15 protein-coding genes are annotated in these 16,631 nt (G+C 74.2%); 4 read left to right on the forward strand and 11 right to left on the reverse strand.

Annotated features, from left to right (window positions below):
- Positions 1–112 precede the first annotated feature (112 nt).
- From ACFU9A_RS04075 to ACFU9A_RS04090, 4 genes are all read right to left on the reverse strand, one after another.
- The gene (locus ACFU9A_RS04075; RefSeq protein WP_430573985.1) at positions 113–1,060 is read right to left on the reverse strand and encodes a DUF1214 domain-containing protein; all 948 of its coding nucleotides are present in this window, start codon (positions 1,058–1,060) and stop codon (positions 113–115) included.
- A 105-nt stretch (positions 1,061–1,165) separates the two neighbouring features.
- Positions 1,166–3,433, reverse strand: coding sequence for an alpha-galactosidase (locus ACFU9A_RS04080; RefSeq protein ID WP_430573986.1), 2,268 nt, complete (start codon positions 3,431–3,433; stop codon positions 1,166–1,168).
- 107 nt (positions 3,434–3,540) lie between these two features.
- Positions 3,541–3,801, reverse strand: coding sequence for a hypothetical protein (locus tag ACFU9A_RS04085; protein ID WP_430573987.1), 261 nt, complete (start codon positions 3,799–3,801; stop codon positions 3,541–3,543).
- Positions 3,802–3,833: 32 nt separating this feature from the next.
- Positions 3,834–4,259 (reverse strand): RidA family protein, encoded by a 426-nt coding sequence (locus tag ACFU9A_RS04090; RefSeq protein ID WP_430573988.1) that lies wholly within the window; start codon positions 4,257–4,259, stop codon positions 3,834–3,836.
- 96 nt (positions 4,260–4,355) lie between these two features.
- Here ACFU9A_RS04090 and ACFU9A_RS04095 point away from each other — a divergent pair, with 96 nt between their 5' ends.
- The 4 genes from ACFU9A_RS04095 to ACFU9A_RS04110 all read left to right on the forward strand — a co-directional run bounded on the left by ACFU9A_RS04095 (position 4,356) and on the right by ACFU9A_RS04110 (position 8,505).
- The gene (locus ACFU9A_RS04095; protein ID WP_430573989.1) at positions 4,356–4,622 is read left to right on the forward strand and encodes a hypothetical protein; all 267 of its coding nucleotides are present in this window, start codon (positions 4,356–4,358) and stop codon (positions 4,620–4,622) included.
- Positions 4,623–4,835: 213 nt separating this feature from the next.
- Complete coding sequence (gene pdhA, locus ACFU9A_RS04100; RefSeq protein WP_430573990.1) at positions 4,836–5,999, forward strand: pyruvate dehydrogenase (acetyl-transferring) E1 component subunit alpha; 1,164 nt, start codon at positions 4,836–4,838, stop codon at positions 5,997–5,999.
- On the forward strand, positions 5,996–6,997 hold the full coding sequence (locus tag ACFU9A_RS04105) for an alpha-ketoacid dehydrogenase subunit beta (protein ID WP_430573991.1): 1,002 nt from the start codon (positions 5,996–5,998) through the stop codon (positions 6,995–6,997). The genes pdhA and ACFU9A_RS04105 overlap by 4 nt, the downstream gene beginning before the upstream one ends.
- Positions 6,998–7,017: 20 nt before the next feature.
- Entirely contained in the window at positions 7,018–8,505 is a 1,488-nt protein-coding gene (locus ACFU9A_RS04110) for a dihydrolipoamide acetyltransferase family protein (protein ID WP_430573992.1), read from the forward strand.
- 90 nt (positions 8,506–8,595) lie between these two features.
- Here the strand turns inward: ACFU9A_RS04110 and ACFU9A_RS04115 are convergent, their stop codons facing one another.
- The 7 genes from ACFU9A_RS04115 to ACFU9A_RS04145 are packed head-to-tail and all read right to left on the reverse strand — an operon-like array spanning position 8,596 to position 16,540.
- Complete coding sequence (locus ACFU9A_RS04115) at positions 8,596–10,083, reverse strand: NAD-dependent succinate-semialdehyde dehydrogenase (RefSeq protein WP_430573993.1); 1,488 nt, start codon at positions 10,081–10,083, stop codon at positions 8,596–8,598.
- Positions 10,080–10,922, reverse strand: coding sequence for an HpcH/HpaI aldolase/citrate lyase family protein (locus ACFU9A_RS04120; protein WP_430573994.1), 843 nt, complete (start codon positions 10,920–10,922; stop codon positions 10,080–10,082). Before ACFU9A_RS04120 ends, ACFU9A_RS04115 begins: the two co-directional genes overlap by 4 nt.
- Positions 10,907–11,719 carry a 2-oxo-hept-4-ene-1,7-dioate hydratase gene (gene hpaH, locus ACFU9A_RS04125; protein WP_430575336.1) on the reverse strand — a complete coding sequence of 271 codons (813 nt, stop codon included), beginning with the start codon at positions 11,717–11,719 and terminating at the stop codon, positions 10,907–10,909. Before hpaH ends, ACFU9A_RS04120 begins: the two co-directional genes overlap by 16 nt.
- 8 nt (positions 11,720–11,727) lie before the next feature.
- Positions 11,728–12,876: a 3,4-dihydroxyphenylacetate 2,3-dioxygenase gene (gene hpaD / locus ACFU9A_RS04130; protein WP_430573995.1), complete on the reverse strand. Its 1,149-nt coding sequence runs from the start codon at positions 12,874–12,876 to the stop codon at positions 11,728–11,730.
- A gap of 30 nt (positions 12,877–12,906) precedes the next feature.
- Entirely contained in the window at positions 12,907–14,406 is a 1,500-nt protein-coding gene (gene hpaE, locus ACFU9A_RS04135) for a 5-carboxymethyl-2-hydroxymuconate semialdehyde dehydrogenase (protein ID WP_430573996.1), read from the reverse strand.
- The gene (locus ACFU9A_RS04140) at positions 14,406–15,101 is read right to left on the reverse strand and encodes a GntR family transcriptional regulator (protein ID WP_430573997.1); all 696 of its coding nucleotides are present in this window, start codon (positions 15,099–15,101) and stop codon (positions 14,406–14,408) included. Before ACFU9A_RS04140 ends, hpaE begins: the two co-directional genes overlap by 1 nt.
- Positions 15,098–16,540, reverse strand: a complete 1,443-nt coding sequence (locus ACFU9A_RS04145) for a fumarylacetoacetate hydrolase family protein (protein WP_430573998.1) — start codon at positions 16,538–16,540, stop codon at positions 15,098–15,100. Before ACFU9A_RS04145 ends, ACFU9A_RS04140 begins: the two co-directional genes overlap by 4 nt.
- Positions 16,541–16,631 lie beyond the last annotated feature (91 nt).

Raw genomic sequence — 16,631 nt, forward strand, 5'->3', positions numbered from 1 at the left:
ACAACGGTTCACGAATCGCACACGACGAAGGCCGCCGAGCCCGACGGGGAGTCGGGCTCGGCGGCCTCGTGGAGGAAGGGCCGCGGGTGGTGGGCCCGCCGGCCTGCCGGTCTCAGCGCGGTCGCAGGGGCGGCACGGTCCAGGTGCCGTCGAGGACCTCGGGGCGCGGGCGGTAGAGGCGCACCAGGTAGTTCCAGCCCTCGGGGACGGGGACCGTGTTCGGCTCGTCGCCGACGTCGCCCTCCGCGGCGAACCGTACGGTGACCCCGCCGTCCTCGTCCGGCACGGCGGTGACGCTGTTGACGCTGTAGCGGTCCAGCGCGTTGGGCGCGAAGAAGCCGCGGGCGTCGTAGACGCTGACGGACCAGAAGGCGTCCACCGGGACGTCCTTCATCGTCAGCGCGAACCGACCCGGCGGGAGCTGGGGGTCGACGCCGACGTACGACGCCTCCGAGGAGGGCAGCCCGCCCCAGCCTGCCGCCGTCCCGATGAGGTGGTGCACGGGCCGGACCTCCGCGCGCGTGCCGAACATGTGGTCGAAGCCGCGCAGGCCCGAGGCGAGCGACAGGAGCGCGGTGCGGGTCGCGTCCAGGCTGGCGACGTCGTAGTCGGGGGAGACGAACGGCTCGGCCGACGCCGCCGTGAGCGACACGGCGTCCTGCACGGCGGCGACCGCGTCGAGGTCGGCGGGGTCGTCGGGGTCCACCAGCGTCCGCACCGCGACGAGCGCGTACCGGGTCCCGACCGTGGCGGCGTCGAGCGGGTGCTCGCCCGGGTCGTGCAGGATCGTGCTCACCAGGTGGTCGTTGTCCACGACCATCGCGGACAGGTACCGGTCCCCGGCGTCGGGAAGATCGAGGGTCGCGCCACCGGCGAGGTCGACCACCGCGAAGCTGTACAGCGTGTCGCGGTTCAGCCGGATCACGGTCTGCGCGTCGACGGAGGCCGGCGCGCGGTTGTGCCGGAACCGGTTGACCCCTCCGGAGTCACGCTGCAGGTCCGCGAACATGCGGTCGGTCTCGGCGCGGACGAAGGAGTCGACGTCGACGTGCTGGCCCATGGCACTCCCTGGGGTCGGGCCCGCAGGGTGCGGGCGGCGGCAGGGGAAGCGAAGCACGGGCCGCGCGACCGGGCGAGCCGAACGGGCGACCTCGGCCCGCCCGCGTCAGTCCACGGCCTCCACGAGCAGCACCAGTGACGACCCGGGTGCGGACTCGGGCGTCTGCAGGCCGGCGACGGCGAGCGCGCGGCCGGTGAGCACCGCGCCGCGGGGCACGTCGTCGGGCCGCGCGGGCCGGGGCTGGGCGGTGACGCCGTCGGACGCCGTCGCGCCGTCCGCGGAGGGCAGGCCGAACCACGGCGGCACCGACCAGAGGCTGAAGGCCTCGCGGCTCAGCGGCAGGGGCGTGACGCGGTAGCGGCGCTCGGGGTCCAGGCCGCGCAGCGTGAAGCGGCCGGGCGGCGCGGACGCCGGGCGGACGAGGGTCGCGAGCTGGAACACGGCGCGGGAGCGGTCGGCAGCGACGACGCCCCACACCTGCGGGTCGTCCGGGCCGGGGGAGTCCTGGCGTACGAGGGTGCCGGTGTGCAGCAGCCCGCGCTCGGCCTTGTAGAGCTCGACCCAGCCGGCCAGGTCGGCGAGCTGCTCGGGCGTCGAGCGCGTGAGGTCCCACTCGATCCCGAAGTGGCCGAACAGGGCCGTCGCCGCGCGGAAGGCGAGGGTGTGCGCGCGGTGGGTCTGGTGGCTGACGTCCGCCGCGACGTGCGCCCCCAGGTACTCCAGCGGCAGCAGCTGCGCCGTCCACGGCTGCATCTGCTGCCGCTCCAGCGGGTCGGTGCAGTCCGACACCCAGACGCGCTGCGTGTGCTCGGCGACGCCCAGGTCGACGCGGCCGCCGCCCGACGAGCAGGACTCGATCTCCAGCCCCGGGTGCCGCCGCCGCAGCTCGGCCATGATCCCGTAGGCGGCGAGCGTCTGGGCGTGCACGACCGGCCGCCCGTCCCGCCCGGAGCCCGGGTCGACGAGGTCGCGGTTGTGGTCCCACTTCACGTAGTCGACGCCGTGCTCGCCGATGACGGAGCTCATCCGGTCCAGCACGAAGGCGGCGGCGTCCGGGTTCGACAGGTCGAGCACGTGCTGGTGCCGCGACGGCACCGGGACGCGGCCGCCGGCGCCCATGACCCACTCCGGGTGGGCGCGCGCGAGGTCGCTGTCGAGGTTGACCATCTCCGGCTCGAACCACAGCCCGAACTCCATGCCGAGGCCGTGCACGTGGTCGGCGACCGGGCCCAGCCCGTCGGGCCACACCTCCTCGTCGACGTACCAGTCGCCCAGGCCGCGGGTGTCGTCGCGGCGTCCGCGGAACCAGCCGTCGTCGAGCACGTACCGCTCCACACCGAGCTCCGCCGCGGCGTCGGCCAGCGCGGTGAGCCGCTCGAGGTCGTGGTCGAAGTACACGGCCTCCCACACGTTGAGCGTCACGGGCCGCGGGGTGCGCGGGTGCGCGGTGCGGCGGCGCAGCATCCGGTGCAGCCGCGCGGCCTGCGCGTCCAGGCCGTGGCCGTGCACGCCGTACACCCACGGGGTCTCGTACTCCTCGCCCGCCGCGAGCGTCACCTCGCCGGGCAGCAGCAGCTCCCCGCCGCCCAGCACCTGGTCGCCGGTGGGCAGCCGCTCCGCCCAGTGCCGGTGGTTGCCCGACCAGCCCACGTGCAGGCCCCACACCTCGCCGTGCCCGAAGCCGAACCCCGGCACCCCCGCGGTCAGCACGGTGGCCGCGTCGAAGCCCGTGCGGCCGCGGCGGCCCTCGCGCAGGTGCGTCCCCACCGTGAGGTCGTGCCGCTGCGGCACGCGCTCCTTGCCCCACCGGCCGGTAAGGTCGAGCACCTCGCGCGCCCGCGGCGGCACGGGCAGGACGACGGCGAGCTCGTGCAGCCGGTACGGGGCGCCGTCGTTGCGCAGCGTGGCGCGGGCACGGAGAACGCCGTCGGGCGTGAGCTCGACGTCGAGGACGAGCGCGAGCCGCGCGGTCGCGTCGGTCGCCTCGACCCGCAGCGCCCCCGCTCCGCCTTCCGTGAGGCCGCCGGCCAGCGTCGCGCCGCACAGCGTCGCGACGGTCGTCGTGAAGCGCGGCGACCAGGCGTCGCCCTCGCGCTCGCCCACGATCCCCGGGCGGCCGAGCCAGCCCGTGCGAGGCTCCGGCACGAGCGCCAGCCGCGTCGGCTCGTCCGGCCCGCTGTTCACCAGCGGGGCCGTCGCGGCCAGGACGACCGCGGCCGCGTCGTCGGCGCCCAGCGGGCCGAGGTCGTCGCCCCAGTGGACGACGGCGGGCAGCTCGCCGCCACGGGCGTCGATCAGCACGCTGACGCCGTCCGCGCGCAGGTGGACGAGGGCGTCGACGGCGGGCAGGACGGGGTCGGCGGTGACGGTCACGGCCAGAGCCTGCCACCTCTGGGCCGTGGGATCGGTCAACCGTGCGAGATCGGTCAGGATCACGACCGATCCCGCGCCTGTGGACCGGACTCGCTCCGCCGGGCCGGTCAGGCGGCGGCGCGCCGCACCACCCGCAGCCGCCAGCCCACCGCGGCCGCGAGCAGCGCGACGGCGAGCCAGGCGAGCCCGTGCAGGAGCGCGTCGTGCGCCTTGGTGAGGATGTCGAGGGCGTAGGCGGCGTCGCCGGGGCCGTCGAACATCGTCGAGACGTACCAGCGGTTGCCCCAGCGGAACGCGTCGGCGACCGCGAGGCACGCGGCCACGACGGCCACCGCCCGGAAGAGTCCACGACCTCGGCGACTGCGCACGGCGTCCACCCTAGGGCCGCGGGGCTCGGCGGTCAGGGCTCCGGGACCGCCGCGACCGCCTCGACCTCCACGAGCGCGCCGGGCCGGGCCGGGGCGACGGCGAGGACCGTCACGGCGGTGCGCGCCTGCCAGACCCGGCCGGACGCGGCGTAGGCCTCGTTCGGGTCGATCGTGGGGTCGAGGTAGATCGTCAGCTTCGCGACGTGCTCCACGTCGGTGCCCGCCTCGGTGAGCACGGCGATCACGTTGTGCAGCGCCTGCTCGGTCTGGGGGCCGAGGCCGCCGTCCACGAGGGCGCCGTCCGGGCCGGTGCCGTTCTGCCCGCCCACGTACAGCGTGCGCCCGGCGGGCAGGATCATGCCCCACGCGAACGCGGGGTTCTGGTGCAGCTCGGGCGGGTTGACGGGCGTCGGCGTCGACTGCGCGGCCATGGAGCGTCCCTTCGTCGAGGTGTCCATCGATCCTCGCGCGCGCCACCGACACCTGCGCGACGTCGTACGTCGTGGCTCGTCCACCGGTTGCGGCGCGGCCGTGCCCGGGGAGACTCGCTGACCATGGACAACTGGGACTACGACCAGCTCGCGGACGACTACGGCTGGCTGTTCGGCACGGCCGCGCTCGTCGTCTACCTCGCGATCGCCGTGCTCTTCCTCGTCGCGTACATCCGGATCATCCAGAAGGCGGGCTACTCCGGCTGGTGGGTGCTCGTGGGCATCGTGCCGATCCTCAACGTGGTGATGTTCCTCGTCTTCGCGTTCGCGCGCTGGCCGGTGCTGCGGGAGCGGGACGCGCTGCGGGTGGGCCAGGCGTACCCGCGCTGACCTGCGGGGGCGGCGGCGGGCCCGGACGGCTTTGGAGGAACCCTCCAAAATGGGCGGGGGGACATTGGTAGCGCCGCTGGGGGGTGCGCCCCATGGACGGCAACCTACGCTGGCGTAGGCTACGAAGGCGTAGGTTCCGGTGGGTCCACCGCCGGAACCTCGTCCGTGCCGGAGCAGCCCGCCCCGCCCGGGGCCGCCAGCGAAGGAGAACGCGTGCCGCAGCCCACCACCGGCGAGCCCGACGTCGTGCCCGCCGACGTCCATCCCCTCGTCCAGCTCGTCTCGCCCACCGGCGAGCGTGTCGTCGAACCCGACAACGCGACCTACCGCTCGCGTGTCGACCACCTCACCTCCGAGGATCTGCGCGCCCTGTACCGCGACATGGTGCTGACGCGACGGTTCGACGACGAGGCCACGGCCCTGCAGCGCCAGGGCGAGCTCGCGCTGTACGCGCAGGGCCGTGGCCAGGAGGCAGCCCAGGTCGGGTCGGCGTACGCCCTGTCGCCGCAGGACTACGTGTTCCCCTCGTACCGGGAGCACGGGGTGCTGCAGGCGCGCGGCGTCGACCCGGTCGACCGCCTCCGCCTGTACCGCGGCGAGGACCACGGCGGCTGGGACCCGAACGAGCACAACGTGCACCTGTACACGCTCGTCATCGGCTCCCACGTGCTGCACGCCACCGGCTACGCCATGGGCGTGCAGCGCGACGGCGCGGTCGGCACCGGCGACGCGGCGCGCGACGCCGCCGTCGTCACCTACTTCGGCGACGGCGCCACCAGCCAGGGCGACGTGAGCGAGGCGCTCGTGTTCGCGGCCGTGAACAACGCGCCCGTCGTGTTCTTCCTGCAGAACAACCAGTGGGCCATCTCCGAGCCGACGTCGCGCCAGACGCGCTCGCCCCTGTACCAGCGCGGCGAGGGCTTCGGCATCCCCAGCGTCCGGGTGGACGGCAACGACGTGCTCGCCTGCTACGCCGTGACGGCGGAGGCGATCGAGCGCGCCCACTCCGGCGGCGGCCCGACGTTCGTCGAGGCGTACACGTACCGGATGGGCGCGCACACCACCTCCGACGACCCGACCCGGTACCGGTCCCGCGCCGAGGAGGACTACTGGGCCCGCCGCGACCCGATCGACCGCCTCGCCGCGCTGCTGCGCGCCGAGGACGCCTGGGACGACGACTGGGCGGCCGGCATCGACCGCGAGGCCGACGCGCTCGGCGAGCGGCTGCGCACGGAGGTCCGCGAGCTGGGCGCCCCGCCCACCGCGACGATGTTCGAGCACGTGTACGCCACCGAGCACGCGCAGGTCACCGCCGAGCGGGCGTGGTTCGAGCAGTACGAGAACGAGACGAGCGAGACGACGGGGGCCACCCGATGAGCGAGACCCTCACCTTCGCCCGCGCCATCACGGAGGGCCTGCGCTCCGCGCTCGAGTCCGACCCGAAGGTCCTCGTCATGGGCGAGGACGTGGGCCGCAACGGCGGCGTCTTCCGCGTCACCGACGGCCTGCAGAAGGACTTCGGCGAGGACCGCGTGGTGGACACGCCGCTGGCGGAGTCCGGCATCGTCGGCACCGCGATCGGCATGGCGCTGCGCGGCTACCGGCCCGTGTGCGAGATCCAGTTCGACGGCTTCGTCTTCCCGGCCTACGACCAGATCACGACGCAGCTGGCCAAGATGCACTACCGGTCGCGCGGCCGGCTGCAGGTGCCCGTCGTCATCCGCATCCCCTACGGCGGCGGTATCGGCGCGGTGGAGCACCACTCGGAGAGCCCGGAGGCGCTGTTCGCGCACACGCCCGGCCTGCGCGTCGTGTCGCCGTCCACCCCGCAGGACGCCTACGACATGATCCGCGCCGCCGTCGCGTCGCCCGACCCGGTGCTCTTCTTCGAGCCCAAGGGCCGCTACTGGTCCAAGGGCGAGGTCACCACCAGCCCCTACCCGACGGCGCACGCCGCGGGGGCCGCGGACGTGCTCAACCGGGCGCACGTCGCCCGGCCGGGCACCGACGTCACGCTGGTCGCGTACGGGCCGACCGTCGCGACGGCGCTCAAGGCCGCCGACACCCTGGCGGCCGAGGGCACCAGCGCCGAGGTCGTCGACCTGCGCTCGATCTCGCCGCTCGACGTCACCGCCGTCGCCGAGTCCGTGCGCCGCACCGGACGCTGCGTCGTGGTGCACGAGGCCCCCACGTTCCTCGGCTCGGGCGCCGAGGTCGCGGCCCGCGTCAGCGAGGAGTGCTTCTACTCGCTGGAGGCCCCCGTCCTGCGGGTGGGCGGCTTCCACGCGCCGTACCCGGTCGCGAAGCTCGAGCACGAGTACCTGCCGAGCGTCGACCGCGTCGTGGACGCCGTCGACCGCGTCCTGGCCCACTGAGAGCAAGGCTGAGGAGAACGATGACGACCCAGCGCTTCCCGCTGCCCGACGTCGGCGAGGGCCTCACCGAGGCCGAGATCGTCGAGTGGCGCGTCGCCGTCGGCGACACCGTCACCGTCAACCAGGTGATCGTGGAGATCGAGAGCGCCAAGTCGCTCGTCGAGCTGCCGTCGCCGTGGGCCGGCACCGTCACGGCGCTGCTCGCGGAGGAGGGCACGACGGTCGACGTCGGCACGGCGATCATCGAGATCACCACCGACGCGCCGGCCGGTGCGCCGTCGGGCGGCGCGCCCGAAGCGCCTGCGGCGGCCGCCGGCGAGGCGTCGGGGGAGGGCTCCGGTTCCGTGCTCGTCGGGTACGGCACCGGCGACGGCGCGGGCGGTGGCCGACGTCGGCGCCGCGGTGCCGCCCCGGCCGCCGAGGTCGAGGCGAAGCGCCCGACGTCGACGTCCGGGACCTCGACCTCGAGCGCTCGCCTCGACGTCGACGCACCGGCGCCGGCACCGGCCCCTGCTCCGGCTCCGGCGCCCGCCCCGGCCGGGCCGGCGATCGAGAAGCCGATGGCGAGCGTGCCCGCGTCGTCCGCCGCGGGCGCGCAGAGCGCCCGCGTGCTGGCCAAGCCGCCGGTGCGCAAGCTCGCCAAGGACCTCGGCGTCGACCTCGCCTCCGTGCACCCCACGGGCCCGGGCGGGATCGTCACGCGGGAGGACGTCGTCGCGCACGCCGAGGGCGCCGCGCCGAAGGCCCTGGCCACCTACCCGGACGACGACCGGCCCTGGCTCGCGTCCGGCACGGTCAGCGGCGACGGCCGGCAGACGCGCGTCCCGGTGAAGTCGGTGCGCAAGCGCACGGCCGAGGCGATGGTGGCCAGCGCGTTCACCGCCCCGCACGTCACCGTCTTCCAGACCGTCGACGTCACCAAGACGATGAAGCTCGTCGCCTCGCTCAAGGAGGACCGCGACTTCGCCGACGTGCGCGTCACGCCGCTGCTCGTCGCGGCCAAGGCCGTGCTGCTCGCCGTGAACCGGCACCCGCAGATCAACGCGAGCTGGGACGAGGCGTCGCAGGAGATCGTCTACAAGCACTACGTGAACCTGGGGATCGCGGCCGCCACGCCGCGCGGGCTCGTCGTGCCGAACATCAAGGACGCCCACACCCTCGACCTGCTCGGCCTGGCGAAGGCGATCGCCACGCTGACGTCGACCGCTCGCGCCGGTCGCACGCAGCCCGCGGACATGGCGGACGGCTCGATCACGATCACCAACGTCGGCATCTTCGGGACGGACACCGGCACCCCGATCCTCAACCCGGGGGAGGCCGGCATCCTCGCGTTCGGCGCGATCCGGAAGCAGCCGTGGGTGCACAAGGGCAAGATCAAGGCCCGCTGGGTCACCCAGCTCGCCCTGTCCGTCGACCACCGGCTCGTGGACGGCGAGCTCGCCGCCCGCTACCTGGCCGACGTCGCGAAGGTGCTCGAGGACCCGGCCCGCGGGCTCGTCTGGGGCTGAGGGGTCCCGGACCACGACGAGATCGAGGTACCCGTCGCGAGATCGACCTCCTGAAGGTCGACCTCGCGACGGGTACCTCGATCTCGTGGTTCAGAGCGGCATGCCGACGTACTGGGTCTCCTGGTACTCGGCGATGCCCTCGAAGCCGCCCTCGCGGCCGGAGCCGGACTGCTTCATCCCGCCGAACGGCGCGGCGGCGTTGGAGATGACGCCCGCGTTGAGGCCCAGCAGGCCGAACTCGAGGCGCTCGGCGAACGCGAGCCCACGACGCACGTCGGCGGTGAAGACGTACGACGCCAGCCCGTACTCGGTGGAGTTGGCGAGCTCGGCGGCCTCGTCCTCGGTGCGGAAGGTGGCGACGGGGGCGACGGGGCCGAAGATCTCCTCCGTCATGCAGCGGGCGTCGGCGGGGACGTCGCGCAGCAGGGTGGCCGGGTAGAAGTGGCCGGGGCCGTCGGGGCGGGTGCCGCCGACGACGACCTGCGCGCCGCGGGCGACGGCGTCGTCCACGAGGGCGGCGACGGAGTCCACGGCCTTGGCCTCGACGAGCGGGCCGAGCGTCGTCCCGTCGTCCAGGCCGTTCCCGGCGACGACGGCGCGGAAGCGCTCGGCGAGCCGGGAGACGAACTCGTCGGCCACGGACTCGTGCACGTAGAACCGGTTGGCCGCGGTGCAGGCCTCGCCGCCGTTGCGGAGCTTGGCGGCCATGGCACCGTCGACGGCGGCGTCCAGGTCGGCGTCCTCGAAGACGACCAGCGGGGCGTTGCCGCCGAGCTCCATGGAGGTGCGCAGCACGTTCTCGGCGGCCGACCGCAGCAGCGACTGGCCCACCGGGGTGGACCCGGTGAACGACACCTTCCGCAGCCGCCGGTCGGCCATCAGCGGCTCGCTCACGGCCGCCGCGGAGGCCGAGGGCACCACGTTGAGCACGCCGTCCGGCAGGCCGGCCTCGACCATGAGCTGCGCGAACAGCAGCGACGTCAGCGGCGTGAGGCGGGCCGGCTTGAGCACCATGGTGCAGCCGGCGGCGACGGCGGGCGCCACCTTGCGGGTGGCCATCGCGAGCGGGAAGTTCCACGGCGTGATGAGCAGGCACGGGCCCACGGGGCGGCGCTGCACGAGCAGGCGGAGCGTCCCCTCCGGGCTGTGCGCGTACCGGCTGTCGTCGTGGGTGGCCTGCTCGGCGAACCAGCGCAGGAACTCGCCGCCGTAGGTCACCTCGCCGCGCGCCTCGGCCAGCGGCTTGCCCATCTCGAGCGTCATGAGCAGCGCGAGGTCCTCGCGACGCTCCTGCACGAGGGCGAACCCGCGGCGCAGGATCTCGGCGCGCTCGCGCGCCGGGGTCGCGCCCCAGGACGCCTGCGCGGCGGCGGCCGCGTCGAGGGCGGCGCGCGCGTCGTCGGCGGTCGCGGAGGCGACGCGCACCAGCGTCTCCTCGGTGGCCGGGTTCTCGACGGCGAACGTGCCGCCGTCCGTCGCGTCGCGCCAGGTACCGCCGATCAGCAGCCCCGTGGGCGTGGTGGCGAGGAGCTCGGCCGCCCGTGCGCGGGGTCCGGTCGTGGTCGGGGTTGTCGTCATCGGGGTCCACCGTCCTTCGGCTGTGCGGTCGCTGTGGTGCGGGAGGCGACGCGCGCGGCGAGCTGTTCCGTGCCGCGCGCGAGCAGGGTGACGTCGGCGCCGACGACGACGTACGAGGCGCCGGCGTCGAGGTAGCGGTCGGCCATGGCCGGGTCGAAGGCGTTGACGCCGACGGGCGTGCCCGCCGCGCGGCACGCGGCGATCGCGCCGAGCACGGCGTCGACGACCTCCGGGTGGTCCTGCTGCCCGAGGTGGCCGAGGGACGCGGCGAGGTCCGCGGGCCCGACCAGCACGGCGCCGACGCCGTCGGTCCCCGCGATGCCCGCGGCGTCCTCGATCGCGGCCCGGGTCTCGAGCTGCACGACCAGGGTGATGCCGTCGTCCGCGCCGCCCAGGTACCCGGGCACGCGGCTCCACCGCGAGGAGCGGGCGAGCGCGCTGCCGACGCCGCGCACCCCCGCGGGCGGGTAGCGCACGGCGCGGACGGCGGCCTCGGCCTCGGCGGTGGAGTCGACCATGGGCACCAGCACGTTGGTGGCGCCGAGGTCGAGCACCCGCTTGAGGCCGACGGGGTCGCCGGAGGGCACCCGCACCAGCGTGGCCACGGGGTACGCGGCCGTGGCCTGGAGCTGCGCGAGGACGGTGGTGAGGTCGTTCGGGCCGTGCTCGCCGTCGACCAGCACGACGTCCAGGCCGCTGCCGGCCAGGATCTCCGCGGCGACGGGGCTGCCCATCGACGACCACGCGCCGACGAGGGGGCGGCCCTCGTCCGCGGCCCCGGCGAGCAGGGCGGCGAGCGAGCGGTCGGTGGTCGGGTCGTCGGTCACACGAAGCGGCATGTCACGGCCCCCAGGCTTCCGTAGTCGGCGTGCACGGTGTCGCCGGGGTGCACCCACGTGGGGCGGGTGAACGACCCGGCGAGGACGGTCTCGCCCGCGGCGAGCGAGTCGCCGTGCGCGGCCAGCTTGTTCGCGAGCCAGGCGACGCCGGCGGCGGGGTGCCCGAGCACCCCGGCGGCCACGCCCGTCTCCTCGATGGTCTCGTTGCGGTACAGGAGGGCGGACACCCAGCGCAGGTCGACGTCGTCGACCCGGACGGGCCGCCCGCCCACCACCATGGCACCCATGGCGGCGTTGTCGCTGATCGTGTCGACGATGGTGCGGCCCGGCATCTCGACGCGCGCGTCGAGGATCTCCAGCGCCGGCACGACGCGGTCGGTGGCGCGCAGCACGTCGGTCACGGTGACGCCCGGGCCCGCCAGGGGCTCGGCAAGCACGAACGCGAGCTCCACCTCGACGCGCACGTTCGAGTACGCGGCGTGCTCCACGACGCCGCCGGACTCGAGCACCATGTCGTCGAAGATGACGCCGTAGTCCGGCTCCGTGATGCCGGTCGCGGCCTGCATGGCCTTCGACGTCAGGCCGATCTTGTGCCCGACGACGCGGCGCCCGCGCGCCTCGCCGCGCTCGCGCCAGGTGCGCTGCACGGCGTACGCGTCGGCCACCGTCATGCCCGGGTGCCGCGCGGTGAGCAGCGGCACGGGGGTGCGGGTGCGGTCCGCCTCGGCGAGCTCGTCCGCGATCGCGACGACGGCGTCGTCGTCGAGCGTGCGCTCGCCGTCGGGCGTCGCGCCCACCGGGGGAGTCACAGCGTCGCCCCCAGCTTGAAGCCCTGCACCCCGCCGTCGTCGTCCTTGCGGGTGTAGGAGAAGCCGTCGGCGCCGACCGTCACCTCCATCTCGGAGTCGTCGGTGCGGGCGACGACGGGCTGCGGGTCGCCGTCGAGGTCCAGCACCAGGGACGCCTCGGTGTACCAGCTCGGCACCACGGGGTTGCCCCACCAGTCGCGGCGCTGGTTGTCGTGCACGTCCCAGGTGACGACCGGGTTGTCCGGGTCGCCGGTGTAGTAGTCCTGCGTGTAGATCTCGACGCGGTGGCCGTCGGGGTCGCGCAGGTACAGGTAGAACGCGTTGGAGACGCCGTGGCGGCCGGGGCCCCGCTCGATGCAGTCGGAGCGGCGCAGCGCCCCGAGCTTGTCGCAGATGGCCAGGATGTTGTGCTTCTCGTGGGTCGAGAACGCGACGTGGTGCATGCGGGGGCCGTCGCCGCCCGTCATCGCCGTGTCGTGCACGGTGGGCTTGCGGCGCATCCACGCGGCGTAGACGGTGCCGGCGTCGTCCTGGATGTCCTCGGTGACGCGGAAGCCCAGGTCCTGCATGAACTTCACGGCCCGGGGCACGTCGGGCGTCACCTGGTTGAAATGGTCCAGGCGCACCAGCTCGCCGGGGGTGTGCAGGTCGTAGCGCCACGACAGCCGCTCCACGTGCTGCACGTCGTGGAAGAACTCGTACGGGAAGCCGAGCGGGTCGACCACGCGCACCGAGTCCCCGATGCCCTGGGTGAACCCGCCGGGCTCGCGCCGCACCTCGCAGCCGAGCTCGGTGTAGAAGGCGACGGCCCTGTCGAGGTCCTCCGGCGTGCGCACGCGGTAGGAGAACGCCGCGACCGCCGCGACCGCGCCCTTGCGGAGCACGAGGTTGTGGTGGATGAACTCCTCGGTGGACCGCAGGTAGACGCTCTCGTCGTCCTCCGCGGTGACGTACAGGCCGAGCACGTCGACGTAGAACTCGCGGGAGGCCGCGAGGTCCGTGACGACGAGCTCCATGTACGCGCAGCGCAGGATGTCGGGCGCGGGGCTCGACGGCGTCGCGATCGGGTTCTCCGCGTGGATCGGCGCCTCCTGGGAGACGTAGAAGCCCGAGGAGGTGAGGGTGCGGTCGTTCTTGTCGGTCATGTCAGCGTCCTTGCTCGTGTACCGAGTGCGTCAGTTCTTGCCGAAGGTGGGGTTGTGCACCTTGCCGAGGGTGATGTGCACGGCCTGCTGGTCGGTGTAGAAGTCGATGGAGCGGTAGCCGCCCTCGTGGCCGAGCCCCGACGCCTTGACGCCGCCGAACGGGGTGCGCAGGTCGCGCACGTTGTTCGAGTTCAGCCACACCATCCCGGCCTCGACGGCCTGGGAGAAGTTGTGGGCCCGCTTGAGGTCGTTCGTCCACACGTAGGCGGCCAGGCCGTACCTCACGCCGTTGGCGAGCTCGAGCGCCTCGGCCTCGGTGTCGAACGGGGTGATCGCGACGACGGGGCCGAAGATCTCCTCCTGGAAGATCCGGGCGTCGGGCTTCACGTCGGCGAAGACGGTGGGGGCCACGAAGTTGCCGGTCTCGAAGCCCTCGGGGCGGCCGCCGCCGGCGACGAGCCGGCCCTCGGACCTGCCGATCTCCACGTAGCCCATGACCTTCGCGAAGTGCTCCGGGTGCACGAGGGCGCCGACCTCGGTCTCCTTCTCGTGCGGGTAGCCGACGCGCACGCGCTTCGCCTGGGCGGCGTACCGCTCCACGAACTCGTCGTAGACGGGGCGCTCGACGAGGATGCGGCTCCCGGCGGTGCAGCGCTCGCCGTTGAGGGAGAAGACGCCGAAGATCGTCGCGTCGATCGCGGCGTCGAGGTCGGCGTCGGCGAACACGATCGCCGGGGACTTGCCGCCCAGCTCCATGGACAGGCCCTTGAGGTACGGGGCGGCGTTGCCGAAGATCAGCTGGCCGGTGCTGCTCTCGCCGGTGAAGGAGATGAGCGGGACGTCGGGGTGCTTCACCAGCGCGTCGCCGGCCTCCTCGCCGAGCCCGTTGACGAGGTTGAAGACGCCCTGCGGCAGGCCGGCCTCCTCGAAGATCCCCGCCCACAGCGACGCCGACAGCGGCGTGAACTCGGCGGGCTTGAGCACCACGGTGTTCCCGGTGGCGAGCGCGGGCGCGAGCTTCCACGACTCGAGCATGAACGGCGTGTTCCACGGCGTGATGAGCCCGGCGACGCCGATCGGCTTGCGGTTGACGTAGTTGATCTGGCGCCCGGGCACCTTGTAGGTGTCGTCGGCCTGCGCCACGATCAGGTCCGCGAAGAAGCGGAAGTTCTCGGCCGCGCGGCGGGCCTGGCCCAGCGCCTGCGTGATCGGCAGGCCGGAGTCGAAGGACTCCAGCTCGGCGAGGCGGGCGTCCCGGGACTCCACGAGGTCGGCGATCCGGTGCAGCACGCGCGAGCGCTCGCGGGGCAGCATCCGCGGCCACGGGCCCTCGGTGAAGGCGCGGCGGGCGGCGGCGACGGCGGCGTCGACGTCGGCCTTCTTGCCCGCGGCGGCCTGCAGGTACGTCTCGTTGGTGACGGGGTCCAGCACGTCGAACGTGGCGCCGTCGGCGGAGTCGACGAACCGGCCGTCGACGTAGTGCCGGATCGCGGCGGGCAGGTCGGCGGGGCGGTGGGACTGCTCGGTCATCACTTCTCCTGGGACTGGGAGTGCGGACGGTGGTCGGCCTGGTAGGCGAGCACGGCGTCGAGGGTGGCGGTGCGGTGGCGCCGGGCGGCGAGCTCGACGTCGGTGGCGGTGGCCGTGCCGGCCTGCAGGTCCGCGACGAGATCGAGGATCCGGTCGTGCTCGGCGACCGACTCGCGCGCCCGGCCGGGCACGAACGAGAACGAGGAGTCGCGCAGCACGGTCATGCGCCGCCACCCGCGGTGCACGAGGTCGAGCACGTGCGGGTTGGGGCACGGCTCGAACAGCACGGCGTGGAAGTCGAGGTTGAGCGCCGTGAAGCGGTGCGGGTCGAAGTCGGCGAGGCAGCCGCGCATCCGCTCGTTGACCTCGCGCGCGGTCGCGAGCTGCGCGGCGCTCAGGTGCGGGGCCGACAGCGCGGTGGCGAAGCCCTCCACCAGCGCCAGCGTCTCCATGGTGTGCTGGTACTCGGTCTCCTTGAGGAGGGCGACCTGGGCGCCGACGTTGCGCTCGAACGTCACCAGGCCCTCGGCCTCGAGGCGGCGGATCGCCTCGCGCACCGGCACCACGGACATGTCGAGCTCGCCGGCGAGCTGGGCCAGCACCAGCCGGTAGCCCGGCACGAACGTGCCGTCCTCGATCCGCTCGCGCAGGGACGCGTACGCCCGCTGCGACTTGCTCACGGTCACGGCGGTCATCGGGCGCCCGTCTCGCGCTCGTACCGCGCCCGCCACTCGGCGTCCATGGGGAACAGGCCGTCGACAGGGGCGCCGGCGGCGACCTGGGTCGCGACCCAGGCGTCGGCGGCCTCCTGGGCCTCGGCCTCGGCGAGCACCTCCTCGACGAGGGCGGGCGGGATGACGAGGACGCCGTCGCCGTCGCCCACCACGACGTCGCCCGGCTGGACGGCGGCGCCGCCGCAGGCGACGGTCACGTCCGTCTCCCACGGCACGTGCTTGCGCCCGAGGACGGACGGGTGCGGGCCCTGGGAGAACACGGGGATGCCGATCTCGGCCACGGCGTCGGCGTCGCGGACGCCGCCGTCGGTGACGACCGCCGCCGCTCCGCGCACGTGGGCGCGCAGGGCGAGCACGTCGCCCACGGTGCCGGTGCCGCGCTCGCCGCGCGCCTCGACCACGATCACCTCGCCCGGCCCGACGGCGTCGAACGCGCGCTTCTGCGCGTTGAAGCCGCCGCCGTGGGAGGCGAACAGGTCCGGGCGGAACGGGATCAGCCGCAGCGTGCGGGCGGTGCCCACGAACCGGTCGCCCGGGTGGTTGGCGTGCACGCCCTCGACGAAGACGTCGGTGTAGCCGCGCTTGCGCAGCGCGGCCGACAGCGTGGCGACGGCGACGCCTCCGAACCGGTCGCGCATCGCGTCGGTGAGGACGAACGCGGGCGCGGGCGCCTGGGTGCCCCAGGCCTCCGCCCGCTGCGTGTCGTCGACGGCGGGCCTCGACCCGAAGTCGCCGAAGGCGCGCGTGCCGGCGGTGACGGTGGTGACGAGGCGGCCGCTGGACGGGGCGCCGGGCGCGTCGGGGGCATCCACCTCGACCTCGACGACCTGCCCCGGCCCCACGACCGACGAGCCTGCCGGCGTGCCGGTGAGGACCACGTCGCCGGGCTCGAGCGTGAGGTGCTGGGAGAGGTCGGCGACGAGGCGGCCGAGGTCGAACAGCAGGGTGCCGGTCGAGTCGTCCTGGACCAGCTCGCCGTCCACCCAGGTGCGCACGCGCAGGCCGGCCGGGTCGACGTCGGCGGCGGGGATCCAGCGCGGGCCGAGCGGCGTGAAGCCGTCCCCGCCCTTGTTGCGCAGGTTGGAGCCCTTGTCGGCGGCGCGCAGGTCGTAGAGCCCGAAGTCGTTCGCCGCGGTGACGGCGTCGACGTGCGACCAGCCGTCGGCGGGGGAGACCCAGCGCGCGGCGGTGCCGATGCGGATCGCGACCTCGCCCTCGAAGGCGAGGAGCTCCGTGCCGAGCGGGCGCTCGATGGTGCCGCCGGTCGCGGCGAGCGACGAGGCGGGCTTGAGGAAGTAGGACGGCTGGCTCGGCGTCCGGCCCCGCTGCGCCGCGCGCGACGGGTAGTTGAGGTGGACGGCGATGATCTTGCCGGGCTTGGGCGGGTCGTCGGTGACCACGGGCACCCCACTATCAGGTCGAGGCTGTCATGTCGTATCTCGGATGATATACGATCCTGCGATCTGCACCACCCGCGGACTGACAGAGAGG

This window comes from Isoptericola sp. NPDC057653 (assembly GCF_042799955.1).
GTDB lineage: Bacteria > Actinomycetota > Actinomycetes > Actinomycetales > Cellulomonadaceae > Isoptericola.

What these genes read in the sequence shown, in the direction of transcription:
- ACFU9A_RS04075 (WP_430573985.1), bottom strand. Translation starts at nt 1,060, where the DNA reads ATGGGCCAGCACGTCGACGTCGACTCCTTCGTCCGCGCCGAGACCGAC.
- ACFU9A_RS04090 (WP_430573988.1), bottom strand. Translation starts at nt 4,259, where the DNA reads ATGGACACCTCGACGAAGGGACGCTCCATGGCCGCGCAGTCGACGCCG.
- ACFU9A_RS04095 (WP_430573989.1), top strand. Translation starts at nt 4,356, where the DNA reads ATGGACAACTGGGACTACGACCAGCTCGCGGACGACTACGGCTGGCTG.
- ACFU9A_RS04105 (WP_430573991.1), top strand. Translation starts at nt 5,996, where the DNA reads ATGAGCGAGACCCTCACCTTCGCCCGCGCCATCACGGAGGGCCTGCGC.
- ACFU9A_RS04110 (WP_430573992.1), top strand. Translation starts at nt 7,018, where the DNA reads ATGACGACCCAGCGCTTCCCGCTGCCCGACGTCGGCGAGGGCCTCACC.
- ACFU9A_RS04115 (WP_430573993.1), bottom strand. Translation starts at nt 10,083, where the DNA reads ATGACGACAACCCCGACCACGACCGGACCCCGCGCACGGGCGGCCGAG.
- ACFU9A_RS04120 (WP_430573994.1), bottom strand. Translation starts at nt 10,922, where the DNA reads ATGCCGCTTCGTGTGACCGACGACCCGACCACCGACCGCTCGCTCGCC.
- hpaD (WP_430573995.1), bottom strand. Translation starts at nt 12,876, where the DNA reads ATGACCGACAAGAACGACCGCACCCTCACCTCCTCGGGCTTCTACGTC.
- hpaE (WP_430573996.1), bottom strand. Translation starts at nt 14,406, where the DNA reads ATGACCGAGCAGTCCCACCGCCCCGCCGACCTGCCCGCCGCGATCCGG.
- ACFU9A_RS04140 (WP_430573997.1), bottom strand. Translation starts at nt 15,101, where the DNA reads ATGACCGCCGTGACCGTGAGCAAGTCGCAGCGGGCGTACGCGTCCCTG.